The organism is Gordonia sp. CNJ-863, assembly GCF_001942325.1.
Lineage (GTDB): Bacteria > Actinomycetota > Actinomycetes > Mycobacteriales > Mycobacteriaceae > Gordonia > Gordonia alkanivorans.
On record NZ_MKKG01000002.1, the window covers coordinates 49,419 to 69,909 of the forward strand.

Sequence of the window (20,491 nt, forward strand, 5' to 3'; positions counted from 1 at the left end):
CGAAGCGCCGTAATTCCACGTGAACGCCAGGAGTGACGGATCACACTCGTCGGATCACTCGGTTCTCGACGCGCCCGGGCCCAGCGGAACCAGCGGCAGCAGCCCCGCCACCAGGTCCGCGCGGTGGCCCGATGCGTCGAGTTCACCGGCGCCGAGCGCGGCGTCGTAGGTCAGCAGACCGGTCACCATCAGCAACCACGTGCGCGGCGAGGTCTCGACGACGTTGGGCGGCGTCCCGCGCGTGTGGCGCGGGCCCTCGATGCACTGCACCGCGACGAACGGTGGGACGCGAACCTCGACCGAGTTGCCCGGGGCGAGGTGTTCGAGCGTGCGGGCGGTGAGGCGGACGGCGGCGGCGAGAGCCGGCCGCGACGGCGCGGGGGCCGATTCGTCGCCGAGCCAGTCCGCGACCGCGAGGACTGCGGCGCGGACCTCTGCCGGGTCGGGTCTCTTACGCGGGGGCACGTCAGTCATCTTGCAACGGCGGTTGACGCCGCCCGAATTGGGGCAGTATGTGACGCATGGGCGCGGAAGTGACCAAACAGGAGTTCACCGGCGAGGATCGCGTGAGGTTCCGCCGGCAGGTCAGTCGTGGTACCGACGCGATCGCGCGGATGCTCGCCGACGGGCTGTTCACCGATCAGGGGCGGCCACCCAAACCCCTCCTCGGCATGGAGGTGGAACTCAACCTCGTCGACGAGCAGATGCGTCCGGCCATGGCCAACGCCGCCGTCCTCGAGGCGATCGCCGACCCCGACTATCAGACCGAACTCGGGCAGTTCAACATCGAGATCAACGTCTCGCCGCGGCCCTTCACCACCGACGACACGATCTCGCTGGAACAGGCGCTGCGGACGTCGTTGAACCGCGCGGAGGAACGCGCCGCCCGCACGGACAACCACCTGGTCATGATCGGGATGCTCCCGACCCTGAAGGCCGAACACTTTGCCCATCAGTGGATCTCGGCCAACCCCCGCTACGACCTGCTGAACGAGCAGATCTTCAACGCCCGCGGCGAGGACCTCGAGATCGACATCAGCGGTGTGCCGCTGGGCGACGGCCATGACACCGAACGCCTCCACACGTCCACCGACTCGATCCTCCCCGAAGCCGCCTGTACCTCGCTGCAGCTGCACCTGAGGGTGGCCCCGGAAGACTTTGCCGCGCATTGGAATGCCGCCCAGGTGATCTCCGGGATACAGGTGGCGCTGGCCGGCAACTCCCCGTTCCTCGCCGAGACCGCACTGTGGCACGAGAGTCGCATCCCGGTCTTCGAGCAGGCCACCGACACCCGGCCGCTGGAGCTGAAGAACCAGGGCGTCCGGCCACGCGTCTGGTTCGGCGAACGCTGGATCAACACCATCTTCGACCTGTTCGAGGAGAACACCCGTTACTTCCCTGCTCTCCTACCCGTCTCGACCGACGTCGATCCGCTGGCCGAACTCGATGCCGGACGTATCCCGACGCTCGACGAGCTGCGGCTGCACAACGGCACGGTCTACCGCTGGAACCGGCCCGTGTACGACATCCACGAGGGGCAGGCACATCTGCGCGTCGAGAACCGGGTGCTGCCCGCCGGACCGACGGTCGTGGACACGATGGCCAACGCCGCCTTCTACTACGGGGTGGTCCGCGGGCTCGTCGAGGCCGACCGGCCGCTGTGGTCGCAGATGTCGTTCAACGCGGCCGCGGAGAACCTACAGTCCGGTGCGCATTTCGGCATGGAGTCGCAGCTCTACTGGCCCGACGTCGGCTGGGTCCGACCGGACGAACTCGTACTCCGGCGCCTGCTGACCCTCGCCGAGAAAGGCCTTCGCGCATACGGCGTCTCGGACAAGGCCCGCAAGCGGTATCTGTCGGTGATCGAGGGACGCTGCGTCACCCGCCGGACCGGGTCGGTGTGGCAGCGCGAGGCCGTCGCCGCCCGCGAGAAGGCCGGCGAGAGCCGGTCGGCGGCGCTGAGCGGCATGCTCGCCGATTACGTGACTCTCATGCACGAGGGCGAACCCGTGCACACGTGGGACATGTGAGGGGTCAGCCCCGCGTCACCAGACCCCGCCCGGTGATGAGCGGTAGATCCAGGGCGGTCACCAGGCCCGGCTTCGCATCGACCACGGCGGCAACCGAATTCACCAGCCGCATCGCCGTGACGATCATCCCGGAGACGTTGTGGTCGCCGTTCTCCCCGTGATGACCGAACTCGACGGTCATCTCCGGCTCGCCGGAGATCGCGATCCGGTAGCAACCGTCACCCTCGTGCGGGGTCGGCCACTCCGGGCACTGGTCGGCGTGCGTGCGCGTGTAGTGCTCCAGCACAACACGATCCACTCCGTCGACCTGACCGGCGACCTCGAATCGCAACGCCGCCATGGTTCCCTTCGGGATCTCCACCGACACCGTCGAATAGTCACGGTCGGCCTCGACGCGTTCCACCCGTTCGACGAGCGGCTCATCGAGGGTGAGGTCGAGTCCGGCGGCGATCTGCCGCACCACGCTGCCCCAGCCCATCGACAGGATGCCCGGCGACAGCAGCAACGGCGTCGTGTCCATCGGCTGCCCGAAGCCGAACAGGTCCCGCATGACAACCGGCTGGTAGTAGGTCGAGTAGTCCGCGATCTCCTGGCACCGCACCTCGTCGATCCGCTGGGAGAGACTCGTCAACGACAGCGGCAGAACGTCATTGGCGAAACCGGGGTCGATGCCGTTGACGTGCAGACTGGCACCGCTGAACTCGCCGGCCGCGGCGATCCGGTCCAGCAGTCTGTCCGGCAGGATTCCCTTCGGGAACTGCAACACGACCGGACCACTGGAGACCACGTTGATCCCGTTCTCCACGAAGAAGATCAGATCCTCGATCGACTCCATCACCCGGTCGTCGGTCATCGCGGTGTGCACGATGCAGTCGGGCTTCAGGGCGATCAGTGCGTCGCGGTCGTCGGTCGCGGCGACGCCGAGGTCACGATCGAGGCCCGCCAGTGCGCCGGCGTCTTTCCCGACCTTGTCCGGACTCGACACCCAGACCCCGACGAGTTCGAGGTCGGGATGGGCGTCGATCCCGGCGATCGCATGTCTTCCGACGGTTCCGGTCGACCACTCGACCACGCGCAGAGTCATGCCCCTCAAACTAGAACACGTTTCAACTCTGCAGGGCCGGTTCGGCGAGAACAGGTCGCGACCGCAACCAGAGTCCGGTGACCACCGCGACGGTCGCGGCCATACAGATGCCGGCCAGGACGAAGGCGACCGCCATCGTGATACCGGGGGTGGACTCGTCGATGAACGGACCGGGCAGGAAGGTGAAGACCAGTCCCACCGTCCAGGCGGCCGCGTTCACCGGTATCCACTGCCATGCGTGGGGGATTCGGTTCCGCAGAACGACGTACTGCGCCGAGGGAATGCTGATCAGCAGCGCCACCGCACCCGCGCCGGCCACGATCCAGGTGAGGGGATTCCCGAAGTCGATGTCCACACCCAGATCGACAAGACTCGACGGCGCCATCCCCAACGACCAGGCGATCATCGCGCCGACCGCGGTCGCCGGAACCCATCGCGCGGTCGGGACCTGCCACGACGTCCCGCGGAGGGCGACTGCCTGACCGAGACCGAGCAGCGCGCCCTCGCCGGCCCCACACACAACTATGAGCAGCCAGGCCCATCCGACCGGTAACCCGGTGATGGCGGAGATCGCGAACCCGGCGACCGGGATGAGGAATCCGGCCGACTCGGCCATCGTCACCGCACCGACCCACCTGGGCATCGAGAACGCCGCCATCTGCCAGACCCTACCGGGACTAGTCTCGGAAGACGATGTCCCAGACGAGCACACCATCAGCGCCCGATCCGGCACGTCCGCCGCTGTACGTCGACTTCGACGGGCACCGGACCATGCTCAAGTGGCACCGGGGTCGCCGGCGCGCCGACGACCCGGCCTTCACCGCTTCTCGCATCATCGAGGGGATGCGGCTGGGCGCGAGCATCGAGGTGGACCTGGTCATCCACGCCGACCGCGGTTTCGCGATCCTGCACGACCGCGTCGTCGATCACGCCACCACCGGCTCCGGAGCGATCTCGGCGCTACCCGCGGCCTACCTCCGCGGATTGTCCCTGCGCGACAACCACGGCAAGGCGCTCGACGAGCCGGTCCTGTTACTCGAGGACCTCACCGAGCTGTTCTCGACGGTCGACATCGCACCGTCGTCGATCCTCCAGCTCGACTTCAAGGAGGACGACGCCGCCCTCGATCCACGTGCGGTGCACACCTTCGCGCGCAGCGTCGAGCCGCTGGCGTCGCACTACATCCTGTCCTGCGGCGATGCGGCGGCCGTGGCGCGCCTGACGTCGGCGGCCCCCGGGATTCGCGTCGGTTACGACCCCTGCCATCACGGTGCCGCCGACGCCGCGATCCGGTCCGGGGACTTCGAGGGTTTCGTCGCGCGTGCGCTGGCCGCGTCGCCGAACGCGGAGATGGTCTATCTGGAGAACCGCTTGATCCTGGCCGCGGACCGGCGCGGTGTCGATCTCGTCGACGCCTTCCATCGCCACGATCGACTCGTCGACGGCTACACGGTGACCCGTGTCGGACCTCGTTCGGTCCCGGATATCAGGCGGCTCTTGGAGTTACGGGTCGACCAGATCACCACCGACGACCCGGAGGGACTTGCCGCGCTCGATCTCGACGCGGCTGCCGACGCCGGCGGGTCACGACTGGTCCGATGGGTCCGGCGCACCGGACGCCGCGGCCCGTCAGACGTGTAGGGACCAGAGCGGTTCCACCGGGATGTTCCGGACCACGAACCAGCCGAGCACGGCGACGAGCAACACGACGGCGGAATAGCGCATGTTCTGCCAGCCGCGAATCCGCCGCCCGGTCCACAGCCGCAGGCAGTAGGCGCCGAATGCGAAGAGCAGCAACCCGAGCGCGAGGACAAAGGCCGCGTTGTAGTGCAGGGACGCGAACAGATCACCGTGCAGGAGTGAGTAGAGCGCACGCTGCGACCCGCAGCCCGGACAGGTCACACCGAGGATCAACTTGGTGGGACACATCGGGAGTACCCCGCCGGGCGTGGTGGGATCTCCCAGCAACACTGCGGCACAACAGATCCCGGCCCCGACGACCACGGTCGCCGGGCCGAGGACCCGATGGTTCGAGAGGACCGACACCCGCTCCAGGACGGCCCGTTCGAACCCTTCAGTACGTGGACGTGGTGGCGCTTGCACCGATGATCAACGCCGCGAAGACGAAATAGACGACCACGATGAGGATCGAGCCGACGATCCCGATGATCGCGCCCCACATCGCCCACTTCTTGGCGTCGTCGGCCGCCTTCTGAGCACCGGCGAAATCACCGGCGGCCCACAGCTTGCTGACCGAGGTGGACTTGACGATCGCCACGATCCCCAGGGGCAGGCAGCACAGCACCGTCGTCAGGATCGCCCACACGAGGTTGTTGTCCGGTTCGGGACCGGGCGCGTATGCGCCGTACGGCTGCTGTCCGTAGCCGGGCGCCGCGCCGTAGTTCGGCGGCTGGTTCGGATCGTGGGGATAGCTCATCTGCGCCCTTTCGACTCTCGCTGAGAACCCACGGAGCGTATCCGACCCTGACCGTATTCGTCGGGTCGGTGAATCAGATTGCTTTCAACGGTATACGCGCACCGTTCCCGCAGGAGGGAACGGTGCGCGCTACAACGATTCGGCTCGCTACGCGGTGTCGCCGAAGAGACGCGGCAGCGTCGCCTCGTGCACCTCGCGCAGCTCGGCGAGCGGCACCGAGAAGTAGTCCTGGACCTCGACCTCGTCGCTGCCCTGGTCGACCACGCCGATGCGCGTCCACGGCATGCCGCGGGCGTCGAGCATGGCGGAGAAGCGGGACTCCTCGGTGCGCGGCACGGCGACCAGCACGCGTCCGGCGGATTCGGAGAACAGCCAGACGAAGGGGTCGGCATCCTCGGGCAGCAGCAGCCGGCAACCGGTCTCGCCGGCCAGCGCCGCCTCGACGACGGTCTGGATGAGCCCGCCCTCGCTGAGATCGTGTGCGGCCGAGATCAATCCGTCGCGCGACGCCGCGGTCAGGATCTCCGACAGCAGACGCTCACGCTCGAGGTCGACCTCCGGCGGCACGCCACCGAGGTGGTCGTAGGCGACCTGCGCCCAGATCGAGCCGTCGAACTCTTCGCGGGTCTCGCCGAGGAGGATCAGCGTCTCGCCCGGTTCGGTGCCGAAGCCCGTCGGGATACGACGATGGACGTCGTCGATCACACCGAGGACACCGATGACCGGCGTCGGGAGGATCGCGGTCGCACCGGTCTGGTTGTAGAAGCTCACGTTGCCGCCGGTGACCGGGATGCCCAGCTGCGCACAGCCGTCGGCGAGTCCGCGGACCGCCTGCTGGAACTGCCACATCACCGCCGGGTCCTCGGGCGAGCCGAAGTTGAGGCAGTTGGTGACGGCCTTGGGCGTCGCACCCGAGACGGCGACGTTGCGGTAGGCCTCGGCCAGCGCCAGCTGCGCACCGCGGTACGGGTCGAGGAAGGTGTAGCGGCCCGACGCGTCGGTCGCCAGCGCGATTCCGCGGCCGGTCTTCTCGTCGATACGGATCATGCCGGAGTCGGCGTGCTCGGCCAGGACGGTGTTGCCGCGGACGTAGCGGTCGTACTGGTCGGTGATGAACTGGCGGCTGCACAGCGCCGGGCTGGCCAGCATCGCCAGCAGGGTCTCGCGCAGCTGATCCGGCGTGCTCGGACGCTTCAGCGGCTCGGTTGTCGACGCGACCACGGTGTCCTGCCAGTCCGGACGCGCCACCGGGCGCTCGTAGACCGGGCCGTCGTGGGCGACGGTGCGCGGCGGCACGTCGACGACGGTCTCGCCGTGCCACGTGATGACCAGATGATCACCGTCGGTGACCTCGCCGATCACGGTGGCGAGCACATCCCACTTGCGGCACACCTCGAGGAAGGCGTCGACGTTCTCGGGAGCGACGACCGCGCACATGCGTTCCTGCGACTCGCTGGACAGCACCTCGGCCGGGGTCATGCCCTCGGCGCGCATGGGCACCTTCTCCAGGTCGATGTGCATGCCACCGTCGCCGGCGGCCGCGAGTTCGCTGGTGGCGCAAGACAATCCGGCACCGCCGAGGTCCTGAATGCCCACCACGAGCCCGGCGTGGTAGAGCTCGAGGCAGCACTCGATGAGCACCTTCTCGGTGAACGGGTCGCCCACCTGGACACTCGGCAGCTTCTTGCGGCTCGGGCCCGAGGTCTCGTCATCGTCGAAGGTCTCCGACGCCAGGACCGACACGCCGCCGATGCCGTCGAGTCCGGTGCGCGCACCGAACAGGATGATCTTGTTGCCGGTTCCCGACGCGAAGGCCAGGTGAAGGTCCTCGACGCGGAGCACACCCGCACAGAGTGCGTTCACCAGCGGGTTGCCCGCATAGCTGGCGTCGAAGACGGTCTCGCCGCCGATGTTGGGTAGGCCGAGGGAGTTGCCGTAGCCGCCCACGCCGCGCACCACACCGTCGACGACGCGTCGGGTGTCGGGGGCGTCGGCCGGGCCGAAACGCAGCTGGTCCATGACCGCGATCGGGCGCGCGCCCATCGCCATGATGTCGCGGACGATGCCGCCGACACCGGTCGCCGCACCCTGGTAGGGCTCGACGTAGCTGGGGTGGTTGTGCGACTCGACCTTGAAGGTCACCGCCCATCCGTCGCCCACGTCGACGACGCCGGCGTTCTCACCGATACCGGCGAGCATGTTGGCCCGCATCTCCTCGGTGGTGGTCTCCCCGAAATACCGGAGGTGGACCTTCGACGACTTGTAGCTGCAGTGCTCGGACCACATGACCGAGTACATGGCGAGCTCGGCGTCGGTGGGTCGACGGCCCAGGATCTCGCGGATCCGCGCGTACTCGTCGTCCTTGAGTCCGAGTTCGCGGAACGGTTGCGGATGATCCGGGGTCGAGGAAGCGGCTGAGACGGTATCCACCTGGGCACTCACGGTGACAAGTCTAGGCGGGCCCGGGCGGTCGGAGGCGACGGGGCGGACCATCCGATGTTCGACGGGTCCTCCCCTGGGAGATCTGTTCCGGGGACCGGGCCTGTCTCGGGATAGTCTGTTCACTCGAGCCGCGCCGTGTGCGCGACGTGCGCGGGGGTGCGCCGCACGCCGCCGCCGCGCGGGGGGACGACGTTGACACAGGGGGACGAGATGGCCGATGTCCGCAAGGCGAGGGCACTCTTCGAGCTGGGTGTCCTGTCCTTGAACATCCCGGTCGACGGTCAGGAACCCATCAACAATCCGGCCCAGGCCGCGAAAGCATTCACTCGCGCGACCGAGTGGGACCCGTCGCTCGGCGACGCCTGGATCGGCCGGCTCGCCTGCGGGGACACGAGCGACGAGGTGCTCCTGGGGCTGTACCGCGCACGCGCCACGATCGGCGCCGAACAGCGGCGCCTCGGCCTCCCCCCGGGCACCATCGCAGGCCGCTGGGACACCGGGCTGTACATCGAGTACCCGGCGATCAACGCCGTCGACGCCACCGCCGCATATGCGTCCAGCCTGATCCGCGGCGCCGACCACACCGGCGCAGAGGAGGCGCTGGACGAGGTCCCGCCCGCCCATCGACTGCCGATCGTCGAGTTCGTCCGCGCTCACCTCCACTTCAAGACCCAGCGGTGGCCCGACGTCCTGACCGCCCTCACCCGCTCGGACCGGTGGGGCGACACCGTCATGCAGTCGGTGGCCGACTACATGGCCGGCTCGGCGTGTGTGAGCCTCGGCATGCTCGGTGAGGGCATGCGGCGCCTGCAGAACGCCATCGACGGTCCGATCGCCGCCTGCTCGACGAGCGCTATGTACGCCTATGCCCTCGCACTCCGCCAGCAGGGGCATGAGGAGAAGGCGAAGGCGATGCTCGAACAGGTCTACGCCCGCAACCCGGCGCACACCGCCGCGGTACAGGCTCTGCAGTCTCCGTCGATCCGCCTGGCTGTCACGACCCCCGAGCAGATCGCCGCCCGCACCGACCCGTGGGACCCCGCCTCCGTGCCGGACCGGACCGAGACCCTGGTGTCGCAGGACGGCTCGGACGGCGTCGCCGAGAACGAGCTGGTGACCGATGCCCGGCGCGAGCTCGACGAACAGATCGGACTCGAGTCGGTCAAGCAGCAGGTCGCAAAACTGCAGTCGGCCGCCACCCTCGCCCGGGTCCGCGCCGACCGCGGACTCTCGACGTCGGCGCGCAGCCTGCACCTGGCCTTCACCGGTCCTCCCGGAACCGGCAAGACGACGGTCGCCCGGATCGTCGCCAAGATCTACTGCGGGCTGGGCTTCATCAAGTCCGACAAGGTCGTCGAGGCGACGCGGCGCGACCTCGTCGGCGAGCACCTCGGCTCCACCGCCATCAAGACGTCGGCGCTCATCGACTCGGCCATGGACGGCGTGCTGTTCATCGACGAGGCGTACACCCTGATCCAGAAGGGCCTGTCCGGCGGCGACGCGTTCGGCCGCGAGGCGGTGGACACCCTGCTGGCGCGGATGGAGGACGACCGCGACCGTCTGGTCGTGATCATCGCCGGCTACGACTCGGAGATCGACCGTTTCCTCGCCGCCAACGACGGTCTCTCGTCGCGCTTCGCCCGCCGCGTCCGATTCGACTCCTACACCCCGCAGGAGCTCGCGCAGATCGGCGAGTTCATCGCCCGCAAACGCGATTCGGTCCTCACCCCGGAGGCGGTCGCCGAACTGGAGCAGGCGTGTGCGCCGCTCTACCACGATGTCCGCGGAGACGACGGCGGCACACGTCGGGCCACCGACCTGGCCGGTAACGGCCGATTCATCCGCAACATCGTCGAAGCCGCCGAGGAGGAACGCGAGTTCCGGCTCAGCTCCGCCGGCGACCTCGCCTCCCTGTCCGCCGACGACCTGATGCGCATCGAACTCGACGACATCCGGTCCGCGATCTCCGGGGTGCTGTCCGGACTCCGCCGCTAGCAGTCCTCCTTTGCCCCAGCCGTACCGTCCTCGACAACCGAGACTCGAATCCCCAGAGAGGTTTCCTCATGTCCCGCGCTCGTCTGTTCCGTCCCGCCCTGCTCGCCGGGGCTGCCGCGCTGTCGTTGTCGCTGGCCGGCTGCTCGTCCGACGACGCCGAACCCGCGCCGACGACGACGGTCTCGGAACAGACCTCGGTCGAGCAGACCAGCACCGAGCAGGCCACTCCAGCGGCACCGGGCACCGCCGAGAGCTCGGCCGCCCGGCCGTCGACGGGCACACCCCGGCCGACGGGCTCCGCCGACGCCGGCGACGCCAAGGCCCTGAGCTGCCGCGAATTCCGCGCACTCGAGGACGAGGGGCGTGCGGCCGCCGTGGCAGCACTCGGGGTGAAGTCGAACGCCGACCAGGTCGCCACCGTCGCGGCGACGGTCTGCCTCACCCGCCTCGAGGACAAGGTCGCCGACGTTGTCGGTGAACTCGTGCCCACTCGCTGATACTTTCGTTGTCCATGACCGCTCGCCCGTGGACAGTGCTGCACGGCCCGTTGTTCTCGCGCAGCAATCCGCTGGACCGTGAACACGCCGCCCCCCGCATCAGCGCCTACATCTACGGCAACATCCTGATCTTGGCGGCGCTGATCCCGCTGCACCTCACCGACGATTTCGTCGGCATCCTGATCCTGCTCGGCACGGCGGCGTCGACCTTCGTCGCGCATGTCTTCGCCGAGGCCGTGGGACGCCGCGTGCACGAGGGCGCCATCCATCCGAACAAGTCGATGGTTCTTCACAATCTGCGGGACTCGGTGCCGATCCTGTCCTCCGCGTCGGTCCCGTGTCTCATCCTGGCGATGGCCTGGGTCGGCTGGATCGATCCGCGCACCGCCCAGCTCGCCGCGGAGATCGTGATCCTCTTACGAATCGGCGGAACGGTTTTCGTCATCGACCGACTGAACAACGAACGGCCCAATCGCGCGACGCTGATCGGCGCCGGCGCGGTCACCGTGGTGGCCACCGCGATCGTCGTCATCAAGGTCGTGCTGACGCACTGAGCCGGGGTTCCCGGAACACGCGGCCGTGCGTCAGCCGCCCGCACCCTCGGTCGTGACGGTGAGGATCGCCTCGACGTATTCGGGTCGGCAGATCACCAGGTCGGGCAGATACGTGTCGTCGTTGTTGTAGACCAGGGGCGAGCCGTCGATGCGTCCGCACCAGAGACCCTTCGCCTGCGCGACGGCCACCGGTGCGGCCGAATCCCATTCGTACTGACCACCGGCGTGCACATACGCGTCCGCCTCACCGCGGACCACCGCCATCGCCTTCGCGCCGGCCGAACCCATCGGCAGGAGTTCACCGCCGACCGCGGCGGCGACCTCGTCGGCGAAAGCCGGTGGGCGCGACGAGCTGACGACGACGCGGGGCACACCGGTACGCGGCCGCGAGGCCAGTCCCTCGGTGGGTTCGACGACCGTCTCGTCGTCGACGTAGGTCACGCCGAGCGCCGGGAGTGCCACCGCACCGGCGATCAGACCGTCGGTCGCCGACCACAGCGCCACATGAACGGCCCAGTCGGCGCGGCCGGCTCCCGGCTCGTAGGTGCCGTACTCACGGGTGCCGTCGACCGGGTCCACGATCCAGACCCGCTCCGCCTGGAGTCGGGACTTGTCGTCCGCCGATTCCTCCGACAGCACCGCGTCGTCGGGTCGCTCCTCCGCGAGCCGTCGAAGCAGGAAATCGTTGGACTGCGCATCGCCGGCGTTTCCCAGCTCCTTGCCGGTCAGCCCACTGGTCTTGCGAATGTCCAGGAGGAGTTCTCCTGCCGCGGTGGCCAGTTCGCCTGCGAGTGCTCGATCGTCGGTCACGGGGTTCCCTCTCTGGCGTTGTGCTGATCAGTCGCTGCATACCCAGGGGTACCCCCGGCCAACCGGCGTTTCTTACAGTCCCAGGTTACGGAGGACCATGTCGGCGACCTCGGCGGGCGCGCCGTCATCGGGGGTGATGACGAGCTCTGCGTCGGCCGGCCGTTCATACGGCGAGTCGATGCCGGTGAACTGGCTGATCTCGCCCCGGCGAGCCTTGCCGTACAGCCCCTTCGGGTCCCGCCGCTCGCACTCCTCGATCGGGGTGTCGACGAAGATCTCGTAGAACGGCAGACCCCGCTGGGCGTGGATCTCGCGGGCGCGCTGCCGTTCCTCGTCGAACGGGCTGATCAGCGACACGATCGCGACCGCACCCGAATCGGCGAAGAGCGCCGCGACCTCGCTGGTCCGGCGGATGTTCTCGCGCCGGTCGTCGTCGGAGAAGCCCAGGTCGGAGTTCAGCCCGTGCCGGAGGTTGTCACCATCCATCAGGTAGGCGGGCCGGCCCTCGGCGACGAATCGCCGCTCGAGTTCGACGGCGAGCGACGACTTCCCCGAACCGGAGAGTCCGGTGAGCCAGATGGTGGCACCGCGGTGCGCCCGGTGTTCGCGGTCGACCTTGCTGGCCTGCCAGACGATGTGGCTGTCGTGGCTGACCGGAGCGTTGATCATGCCCGCGCCCACGGTGCGGTTGGTGGCCTCGTCGATGAGGATGAAGCTGCCGGTGTCCCGGTTGCGCCGGTACGAGTCGAACATGACCGGTTCCTGCGTACGCAGGGTCACCCGGCCGATCTCGTTGAGCGACAGCGCCTCGGCGTTCTCGTCGCGGTGCAGCGAGTTGACGTCGAGCCGGTAGTTGAGGCCGGTGATCTGCGCGCGGGTCAGTCGCGTTCCGCACAGGAGCTGATAGCGGTTGTGCGAGCGGAGATCCGCGTCTTCGGCGAACCAGCACACCATCGCGTCGATGTCGCGCCCGACGTACGGCCGGTTGTTCGGCCGCGCGAGCATGTCGCCGCGCACGATGTCGATCTCGTCGGCGAGCTCCACCGACACGGCCATCGATGCGAACGCCTCGTCGACACGGGCCCCGCCCGGTTCCCAGATCTCGGTGATGGTGGTACTGAATCCGCTTGGCAGAACCACGATCTCGTCGCCCTTGGCGAACACGCCGCCGGCGACCGTACCCGCATACGCGCGGTGGTCGGCGCCATCGCTGCGCTGCGGACGGATGACGTACTGCACCGGCAGGCGGGCGTCGATGAGGTTGCGGTCGGATGCGATGTAGACGTGCTCGAGGTGGTTGAGGAGCGGCCTGCCCTCGTACCACGGCATCGCGGTCGACTGTTCGACGACGTTGTCGCCGCGTAGCGCCGACATCGGGATGAAGGTGAGGTCGACGACGTTCAGCTTGGCCGCGAAATCGATGAAGTCGGCGCAGATCTCGTCGAAGCGTTCCTGCGACCAGTCGACGAGGTCCATCTTGTTGACGCAGACCGTCAGATGCGGAATCCCGAGCAGCGTCGAGAGGAACGCGTGTCGCCGGGTCTGTTCCAGCACCCCCTTGCGGGCGTCGATGAGGATCATGGCCAGATCCGCGGTCGACGCCCCGGTCACCATGTTGCGGGTGTACTGCACGTGGCCAGGGGTGTCGGCGATGATGAATTTCCGCCTGGGAGTGGCGAAATAGCGGTACGCCACGTCGATCGTGATGCCCTGTTCGCGCTCGGCCCGCAGACCGTCGGTCAGGAGCGCGAGGTTGGCGTACTCGTCGCCCCGCTCCGCGCTGGTCCGCTCGATCGACTCCAGCTGATCGGTGAAGATCGCCTTGGAGTCGTACAGCAACCGGCCGATCAGTGTCGACTTGCCGTCGTCGACGGAACCAGCGGTGGCGAGCCGCAACATCTCGGTGGCACCCCCGGCAGCATTGACCCCGCTCATCAGAAGTACCCCTCCTTCTTGCGATCCTCCATGCCCGACTCGGAGATCCGGTCGTCGGCGCGCGTGGCCCCGCGTTCGGTCACCCGGGTCACCTCGATCTCCTCGATCACCTTGCGGACGTCGTCGGCCGCCGACAGGACGCACCCGGTGCAGGTGGCGTCGCCCACGGTCCGGAAGCGCACCGTCTCCGTTCGGATCTCCTCCCCCGGGAGTTCCTGGAGGAAACGGGTTTTCGCGAGCAGCATGCCGTCGCGGGGGATCACCTCCCGCTGGTGCGCGTAGTAGATCGACGGCAGGTCGATGCTCTCCTCGGCGATGTATTGCCAGATGTCGAGTTCGGTCCAGTTCGACAGGGGGAAGACCCGGATGTGCTCCCCTTTCGCATGGCGCCCGTTGTAGAGCCGCCACAGTTCGGGCCGCTGGTCCCGCGGGTTCCACGCGCCGAACTCGTCCCGGAAGCTGAAGACGCGTTCCTTCGCGCGCGCCTTCTCCTCGTCGCGACGCGCACCGCCGAACACGGCGTCGAAGCGGTTCTCGGTGATACCCCGCAGCAGAGCCGTGGTCTGGAGGCGGTTGCGGCTCGCTCCGGGACCCGTCTGCTCGACGACGCGTCCGGCGTCGATGTCGTCCTGGACCGAGCTCACGATCAGTCGGACGCCGGTCTCGGCGACCACCCGGTCGCGGTAGGCGATCACCTCGTCGAAGTTGTGTCCGGTGTCGACATGCATCAGCGGGAACGGGATCGGCGCGGGCCAGAACGCCTTGCGCGCCAGGTGGAACATGACGACCGAGTCCTTGCCGCCCGAGAACAGCAGCACCGGACGTTCGAAGGTCGCCGCGACCTCGCGGAAGATGTGCACGGACTCCGCTTCGAGAGCCGCGAGATGCGACAACTCGTACCCGTGCCGGCCCGGTCGGTGTGCCTGCCGGTCGCCGGCGCTGCCGCCGTTCGCTTCGGTCATGCTCGTCACCGTGCGCAACCCCCCTTGACATGTCGAATATTCGACACTAAGTGTTGACAATGTGACACCGACCGTAGGCGACCTCTCCGATGCGCGTCAACCGTCGCGCGCGGCGTCGCCACCCACCTCGCGGGTCGTCCACATCGTCCAGCTGCTGGCCGGTGCCAATCAACCGGCACTGACCCTCGCCGAGATTGTCCGGCAGACCTCGCTCTCGCGTGCGACGGCACACGCGATCGTCGCCGAACTGACCGAACACGGCTGGTTGAGCCGCGATCCCGCCACCGGGAAATACGGGATCGGCCCGGAATTCCGAGCCCTCGCACGGGCAGCCGCGGACGCCGATCACCTCGACCGATGGGCGGCGGTAGCCGCGCACGACCTGTCTGGACGCTTCTCGATCCCCTTCTTCGTGGCCCGCCGATCCTCGACCGACGTCGTCACGCTCGCGGCGCACGCCTTCCCACCGCATCTCGCGGCCGACTCCGAACCGCATCCGTGGCTTCGCAACGGAAGCCGCATCCGGATCCGCCCGCCGATCTGCCGCGAATTCGTCGCCTGGGACCCGGCGGAGGCACGTGATGCCTGGATCGCTCAGGCCGCCGAGCCCACCCGCACCCGGTTGCGCATGATCCTCGACGTGATCGCCGAACGCGGCTACTCGATCGAGCGGATGACCGACGACCACGTAGCGATCATCGACGCCCTGAACTCCCTGGACACCATGTCGGAGAACCTGCGCAGCCGGGTCGGAGACCTGCTGACCGAACTGTCGGTGATCGACTACCTGCCGGACGAGCTCGACGCCGGCGCCCGCGAGGGCGTTCCGGTGGTGACCATCGGTGCGCCGATCTTCGACCACACGGGGCGGGTCGTCGCCGCGATGGTCGCGTGCCCGAACTCCACACTGGACGTCGCGGATCTGCACTCGATCGCCGACGCCACCCGCGCAGCGGCCGAAGAGATCTCCTCGCATCTGCGATGAATTCCGGTACTCCGCAACGAAACCCCACTGGATTCGCGACAATCGCCGGAAGTCGGCCGCGGGCCGATCGTTCCCACGACACGAGGAGTTCGAGCATGGTCCGGACGAAGACGTTCACCAGGTTGGCCGCGGCGACCCTGTCGGTCGCAGCCGCAGCAGGACTCGGCCTCGCCGGCACGGGACAAGCCGAGGCGGCGCGCGAGTTCCCGGTCTCGCACTGCATCGGCCCGAGCCCGAACATCGTCGACCTCCCGTTCATGGTGAGACGCGCCATCGTCAGCACCTACGGTGGCGATGCCTACATCGCCGCGGACTTCCCCAGCTACTTCCCCGGCGGCTACCAGTCGTCGTTGCGGATGGACTGGCACAACCTGTCCACCGGCAAACGTGGCTTCAAGGTCAGCAACACCAAGGTGAACCCGCCTTACCAGGGTGTCCACTACTTCGTCATCCCGGTGAAGACGATCGGCAAGGGCCGGGTGGCTGTGACCTTCGGCGCGACGAACCGCAACGCGCTGTGGAGCGTGCCGTCGACGAGCTGCAGCGGGACGATCGTCGTTCCCTGACGCCGGGCTACCAACCAAGCACTTGCTAGGTTAGGCTCGTGGGCATGAGTGATGCCGCCATCCCGCCCGCACTCGGCCCCGACGATCTCGGCCCGGACACCTCTCCGGTCGCCTACGAGGTCGGCGGGCCCGAAGGTGCCGTCGCGTACGTGACACTGAACCGTCCCGAGTACCGCAATGCACAGAACTCGGTCATGACGTATTCGCTCGACGCCGCCTTCCGCAAGGCCGTCGAGGACACGACCGTGAAGGTCATCGTCCTGCGCGCGAACGGCAAGCACTTCTCGGCCGGACACGACATCGGCACCCCGGAGCGCGACTTCGACACCTACTACGAGAACGCCGCCGTCCTGCACTGGGATCACACCGACAAGACCGGTGCCGATCAGCGCCTCGCCCGCGAGATGGAGGTGTACATGGGGATGTGCCGCCGTTGGCGCGACATCCCCAAGCCGCTCATCGCCCAGGTCCACGGCGCCTGCATCGCCGGCGGCCTGATGCTGGCCTGGATCTGCGACTTCATCGTCGCCTCCGACGATGCGTTCTTCTCCGACCCGGTGGCACGCATGGGCATCCCGGGCGTCGAGTACTTCGCGCACGCATACGCCCTCGGCACCCGCCGCGCGAAGGAGATCCTGTTCACCGGCGAGCGTTTCACCGCCACGCAGGCAGCCCACTGGGGCATGGTCAACCACGTCGTGCCGCGCGACGGGCTCGAGACCAAGGTGAACGAGATCGTCGAGAAGGCGGTCTCGATGCCGATGCAGGGGTTGTTCCTCAGCAAGAAGGCCGTCAACATCTGCGAGGACCAGATGGGACTCCGCAACTCGATGGACTCGGTCTTCGGCTGGCACCACTTCGCCCACTCGGCCAATGCCGAGGCGTCGGGCGGCGATTCGCTCGGCGGCATGGACGCCAAGTCGATGAAGGCCTCGGCAGGATCGGGTAGCTGACATGGACCTGCTCTTCGACGACGCGGCCGAGCAGTTCCGGGCCGAGGTCCGCTCCTGGCTGGCCGAACACGTTCCGCGCGAACCCCTCCCGTCCATGGACACCGCGGAGGGCTTCGAGGCCCACCGCGAGTGGGAGCGCACGATGGCCGCCGACCGCATGTCGGTCGTCAGCTGGCCCGAGGAGTACGGCGGCCGCGACGCTCCCCTCCTCCACTGGGTGATCTTCGAGGAGGAGTACTACCGCTCGGGCGCACCGGGCCGGGTGAGCCAGAACGGCATCTTCCTGCTCGCCCCGACCCTCTTCGAGCACGCGAATCCCGCTCAGCTGGAACGCATCATGCCGCGGATGGCCCGGGCCGACGACATCTGGGGCCAGGCGTGGAGCGAGCCGGAGGCGGGCAGCGACCTCGCCTCGCTCCGTTCGACCGCGGTCCGCACCGACGGCGGCTGGCTGCTGAACGGGCAGAAGACGTGGAGTTCGCGGTCGAGTTTCGCCGACCGGGCCTTCGGCCTCTTCCGCACCGACAAGGAGGCCCAGCGACACAGGGGCCTCACCTACTTCATGTTCGACCTACGTGCCGAGGGCGTCACCGTCCGTCCCATCGCGCAGCTCGACGGCGAGGCGGGTTTCGCAGAGCTGTTCCTGGAGAACGTCTTCGTGCCCGACGACCCCGCGAACCCCGGCGAGTCCGGGGTCATCGGCGAGGTGGACAACGGCTGGCGGGTGGCGATGAGCACGGCCGCCAACGAGCGCGGACTCTCGCTGCGAGCACCGGGCCGCTTCCTCGCCACCACCGACCGCCTCGTCGACCTGTGGCGGTCGAAGCGCGACGAGGTGCCCTCGACGGCCAACGCCGATGCGCGGGTCGCCGACGCCTGGATCGGGGCGCGCGCCTACGAGTTGTCGACCTGGCACACCGTGAGCCGGCTCTCCGCAGGCGGACAGCTCGGCATGGAGTCCTCGATCAACAAGGTCTTCTGGTCGCAGTGGGACATCGCCGCCCACGAGACCGCCCTCGATCTACAGGGACCGGACGCCGAACTCGACGACGCCTGGATGGACGGCTACCTGTTCTCCCTGTCCGGCCCGATCTACGCCGGCACCAACGAGATCCAACGCAATGTCATCGCCGAGCGACTCCTCGGCCTTCCTCGCGGAGATCGCTGATACCACATGGACTTCCAACTCTCCGACATCCACACGGACCTCGCCGCCACCGTCGACGCCATGCTCGGCAAGGCCGACATGCCCGCCGCGGCTAGAGCATGGGCGGCCGGTGACCGGACCGCGGTCACCAAGGTCTACTCCCAGCTCGCCGACGCCGGGATCAGCGGCCTCCTCATCGACGAATCCCACGGCGGCAGCAGTGCCGGCGCCGTCGAGATGATCGTCGCCGTCGAACAGCTCGGACGCCACTGCGCTCCCGGACCGATCGTGGAAAGCGTTGCCGTCCTGCCGATCCTGTTGCGAGACGCGGACGTGAACGGCCCTCTCCAGGATCTCGCCGAGGGGCGGTTGGCGACCTGTGCCATCGCCCCGCTGCAGCCGCTCGCGCCCGATGTCGATTCCGCCGACGTGTACGTCGTGGAGGACGGCGTCCTGTCGACGGCCACCGTGCTCGGCACCGAACCCTCGGTGGACACCACCCGCACACTGTCACGGGTGGCTCCGGACAAGACCCTGGCCACCGGCATCGACCCGTCCGACGCCGTCGACGCCGGGGCACTCGCCACCGCAGCCGAGCTCCTCGGACTCGGTCAGGCGATGCTCGCCCTCGCCAGCGAATATGCACAGACCCGCAAGCAGTTCGGCCGGCCGATCGGGTCCTTCCAGGCCGTGAAGCATCACCTCGCCGATGTGGCCATCGCACTCGAGATGGCCCGTCCCCTGGTCCATGCCGCAGCACTCGGCATCGACGGCCAGGTGCCCGAGGACACCAACGTGTCGCGGGACGTGTCGGCGGCCAAGGTCGCGGCGGCCGACGCCGCGCACCTCTCGGCCCGCCGCTCGCTGCAGGTGCTCGGGGCGATCGGTTACACCGCCGAACACGACATCTCGCTGTACATCACCAAGACCCGCGCGCTCCTGTCCGCCTGGGGCTCGCCCGCAGTCCATCGTCGACGCATCCTGGAGACACTGTGACCACCGAGACGCTCGCGATCTCCGCCGAGGAACGTGAGGCACTGGCCGAGGCGGTGCGTGATCTGCTGCGACGCCGGGGAGACATCGCCTCGGTGCGCACGGCCATGGCGTCGACCGGACGCGTCGACCGCGGCCTGTGGGAGACCCTGTGCACCGAGATCGGGGTGGCGGCACTTCCCATCCCGGAGGACGCCGGCGGTGCGGGGGCGTCGTGGGCCGAGTTGGCCGCTGTCCTCGAAGAACTCGGTGCGACCCTGAGTCCGGTGCCCGCCTTCGGGTCTTCGGTGCTGGCGACCGGCGCGATCCTGCTGGCGCAGGACGACGACGCCGCGTCGCAGCTGCTTCCCGCGCTGGCCGCCGGTGAGCAGACGGCCGCCCTGTGCTGGGCCGGCGAACGCGGCTGGGACACCCCCGGCGTGCACGCCGACGCCGGATTGCTCTCCGGCACCGCACACTTCGTCGTCGATGCCGAGTCCGCGGACACCTTCCTGGTATTGGCATCGGGGCCCGGTGAGCACGTGACAATGCACTCGGTCGCCGCTGATGCGGCCGGTGTGACGGTGTCGCCGTTGCCTCTTCTCGATCCGACGCGTGCGTTGTCCTCGGTGCGGTTCGACGAGGTCGTGTCCACCGCGATCCCCGCACCGGCCGACCTCGCCGCACGCCTGCGGACGCTCGGGTGGGCGATGCTCTCCGCCGAGCAGGTCGGCGGCGCCCAGCGCGCCCTCGACCTCACCGTCGAGTACACCAAGTCGCGCAAGCAGTTCGGCCGCACCATCGGCTCGTTCCAGGCGCTGAAGCACCGCATGGCCGACATGTACGTTCTCGTCGAGACCGCTCGTTCGATCTCGCGTGCGGCGGTCGCCGCGGTCGCCGGCGACGACCCCGAAGCGTCCGAACTGGCCCTCGCCGCCCACGTGTACTGCTCGAATGCCTTCCGGCGAATCACCGGCGAGGCCATCCAGTTGCACGGCGGCATCGGCATCACCTGGGAACACGACATCCAGCTGTACTTCAAGCGCGCACAGGCGTCGTCGCAGTTGCTGGGCGCCCCGCATCTCGCGGTCGCCGAAGCTGCTGCGCGCCTGCGATAGTCGG

General features: G+C 68.3%; 20 protein-coding genes. 11 read left to right on the forward strand and 9 right to left on the reverse strand.

Annotation, left to right across the window (positions count from 1 at the left end):
• Positions 1–54: 54 nt before the first annotated feature.
• On the reverse strand, positions 55–474 hold the full coding sequence (locus tag BJF87_RS01020) for a sterol carrier family protein (RefSeq protein WP_006358475.1): 420 nt from the start codon (positions 472–474) through the stop codon (positions 55–57).
• A 47-nt stretch (positions 475–521) separates the two neighbouring features.
• Between BJF87_RS01020 and BJF87_RS01025 the strand changes: the two genes are divergently transcribed.
• On the forward strand, positions 522–2,030 hold the full coding sequence (locus BJF87_RS01025) for a hypothetical protein (RefSeq protein WP_006358474.1): 1,509 nt from the start codon (positions 522–524) through the stop codon (positions 2,028–2,030).
• Positions 2,031–2,034: 4 nt separating this feature from the next.
• Here the strand turns inward: BJF87_RS01025 and BJF87_RS01030 are convergent, their stop codons facing one another.
• Positions 2,035–3,114, reverse strand: coding sequence for a diacylglycerol kinase (locus BJF87_RS01030; protein ID WP_075862511.1), 1,080 nt, complete (start codon positions 3,112–3,114; stop codon positions 2,035–2,037).
• 22 nt (positions 3,115–3,136) lie between these two features.
• Positions 3,137–3,772 carry a hypothetical protein gene (locus BJF87_RS01035; RefSeq protein ID WP_262338825.1) on the reverse strand — a complete coding sequence of 212 codons (636 nt, stop codon included), beginning with the start codon at positions 3,770–3,772 and terminating at the stop codon, positions 3,137–3,139.
• A 35-nt stretch (positions 3,773–3,807) separates the two neighbouring features.
• On the opposite strand from BJF87_RS01035, the gene BJF87_RS01040 reads away from it, so the two are divergent.
• A complete protein-coding gene (locus tag BJF87_RS01040) occupies positions 3,808–4,755 on the forward strand; it encodes a glycerophosphodiester phosphodiesterase family protein (protein ID WP_075862512.1) in 948 nt (315 codons plus the stop codon).
• On the opposite strand, the gene BJF87_RS01045 is transcribed toward BJF87_RS01040, so the two are convergent.
• The 3 genes from BJF87_RS01045 to purL form a co-directional block, all read right to left on the reverse strand.
• A complete protein-coding gene (locus BJF87_RS01045) occupies positions 4,744–5,160 on the reverse strand; it encodes a DUF2752 domain-containing protein (protein ID WP_006358470.1) in 417 nt (138 codons plus the stop codon). The two genes, BJF87_RS01040 and BJF87_RS01045, sit on opposite strands and share 12 nt — an antisense overlap.
• Positions 5,161–5,188: 28 nt before the next feature.
• Positions 5,189–5,551 carry a CD225/dispanin family protein gene (locus BJF87_RS01050; RefSeq protein ID WP_035751830.1) on the reverse strand — a complete coding sequence of 121 codons (363 nt, stop codon included), beginning with the start codon at positions 5,549–5,551 and terminating at the stop codon, positions 5,189–5,191.
• A gap of 147 nt (positions 5,552–5,698) precedes the next feature.
• Positions 5,699–8,044 (reverse strand): phosphoribosylformylglycinamidine synthase subunit PurL, encoded by a 2,346-nt coding sequence (purL, locus tag BJF87_RS01055; protein WP_262338826.1) that lies wholly within the window; start codon positions 8,042–8,044, stop codon positions 5,699–5,701.
• A gap of 159 nt (positions 8,045–8,203) precedes the next feature.
• Here purL and eccA point away from each other — a divergent pair, with 159 nt between their 5' ends.
• From eccA to BJF87_RS01070, 3 genes are all read left to right on the forward strand, one after another.
• The gene (gene eccA, locus BJF87_RS01060) at positions 8,204–9,988 is read left to right on the forward strand and encodes a type VII secretion AAA-ATPase EccA (protein ID WP_035751832.1); all 1,785 of its coding nucleotides are present in this window, start codon (positions 8,204–8,206) and stop codon (positions 9,986–9,988) included.
• Positions 9,989–10,056: 68 nt separating this feature from the next.
• Entirely contained in the window at positions 10,057–10,485 is a 429-nt protein-coding gene (locus BJF87_RS01065) for a hypothetical protein (protein ID WP_006358466.1), read from the forward strand.
• 14 nt (positions 10,486–10,499) lie between these two features.
• Positions 10,500–11,039: a hypothetical protein gene (locus tag BJF87_RS01070; protein ID WP_006358465.1), complete on the forward strand. Its 540-nt coding sequence runs from the start codon at positions 10,500–10,502 to the stop codon at positions 11,037–11,039.
• 30 nt (positions 11,040–11,069) lie between these two features.
• Here BJF87_RS01070 and BJF87_RS01075 read toward each other — a convergent pair whose 3' ends face one another.
• The 3 genes from BJF87_RS01075 to cysD form a co-directional block, all read right to left on the reverse strand.
• The gene (locus BJF87_RS01075; protein WP_035751833.1) at positions 11,070–11,849 is read right to left on the reverse strand and encodes a 3'(2'),5'-bisphosphate nucleotidase CysQ; all 780 of its coding nucleotides are present in this window, start codon (positions 11,847–11,849) and stop codon (positions 11,070–11,072) included.
• Positions 11,850–11,921: 72 nt separating this feature from the next.
• Positions 11,922–13,784: an adenylyl-sulfate kinase gene (gene cysC, locus BJF87_RS01080; RefSeq protein ID WP_042376207.1), complete on the reverse strand. Its 1,863-nt coding sequence runs from the start codon at positions 13,782–13,784 to the stop codon at positions 11,922–11,924.
• On the reverse strand, positions 13,784–14,746 hold the full coding sequence (gene cysD / locus BJF87_RS01085; protein ID WP_006358462.1) for a sulfate adenylyltransferase subunit CysD: 963 nt from the start codon (positions 14,744–14,746) through the stop codon (positions 13,784–13,786). The genes cysC and cysD overlap by 1 nt, the downstream gene beginning before the upstream one ends.
• A 61-nt stretch (positions 14,747–14,807) precedes the next feature.
• Between cysD and BJF87_RS01090 the strand changes: the two genes are divergently transcribed.
• From BJF87_RS01090 to BJF87_RS01115, 6 genes are all read left to right on the forward strand, one after another.
• Complete coding sequence (locus BJF87_RS01090) at positions 14,808–15,731, forward strand: IclR family transcriptional regulator (protein WP_042376209.1); 924 nt, start codon at positions 14,808–14,810, stop codon at positions 15,729–15,731.
• A 95-nt stretch (positions 15,732–15,826) separates the two neighbouring features.
• Positions 15,827–16,297 (forward strand): hypothetical protein, encoded by a 471-nt coding sequence (locus tag BJF87_RS01095; RefSeq protein WP_035751840.1) that lies wholly within the window; start codon positions 15,827–15,829, stop codon positions 16,295–16,297.
• A gap of 44 nt (positions 16,298–16,341) precedes the next feature.
• Complete coding sequence (locus BJF87_RS01100) at positions 16,342–17,250, forward strand: enoyl-CoA hydratase (protein ID WP_035751842.1); 909 nt, start codon at positions 16,342–16,344, stop codon at positions 17,248–17,250.
• Between the two features lies 1 nt (position 17,251).
• On the forward strand, positions 17,252–18,418 hold the full coding sequence (locus BJF87_RS01105; protein ID WP_006358458.1) for an acyl-CoA dehydrogenase family protein: 1,167 nt from the start codon (positions 17,252–17,254) through the stop codon (positions 18,416–18,418).
• Positions 18,419–18,424: 6 nt separating this feature from the next.
• Positions 18,425–19,393 (forward strand): acyl-CoA dehydrogenase family protein, encoded by a 969-nt coding sequence (locus BJF87_RS01110; RefSeq protein WP_035751845.1) that lies wholly within the window; start codon positions 18,425–18,427, stop codon positions 19,391–19,393.
• On the forward strand, positions 19,390–20,487 hold the full coding sequence (locus BJF87_RS01115) for an acyl-CoA dehydrogenase family protein (RefSeq protein ID WP_035751848.1): 1,098 nt from the start codon (positions 19,390–19,392) through the stop codon (positions 20,485–20,487). Before BJF87_RS01110 ends, BJF87_RS01115 begins: the two co-directional genes overlap by 4 nt.
• Positions 20,488–20,491: the final 4 nt, after the last annotated feature.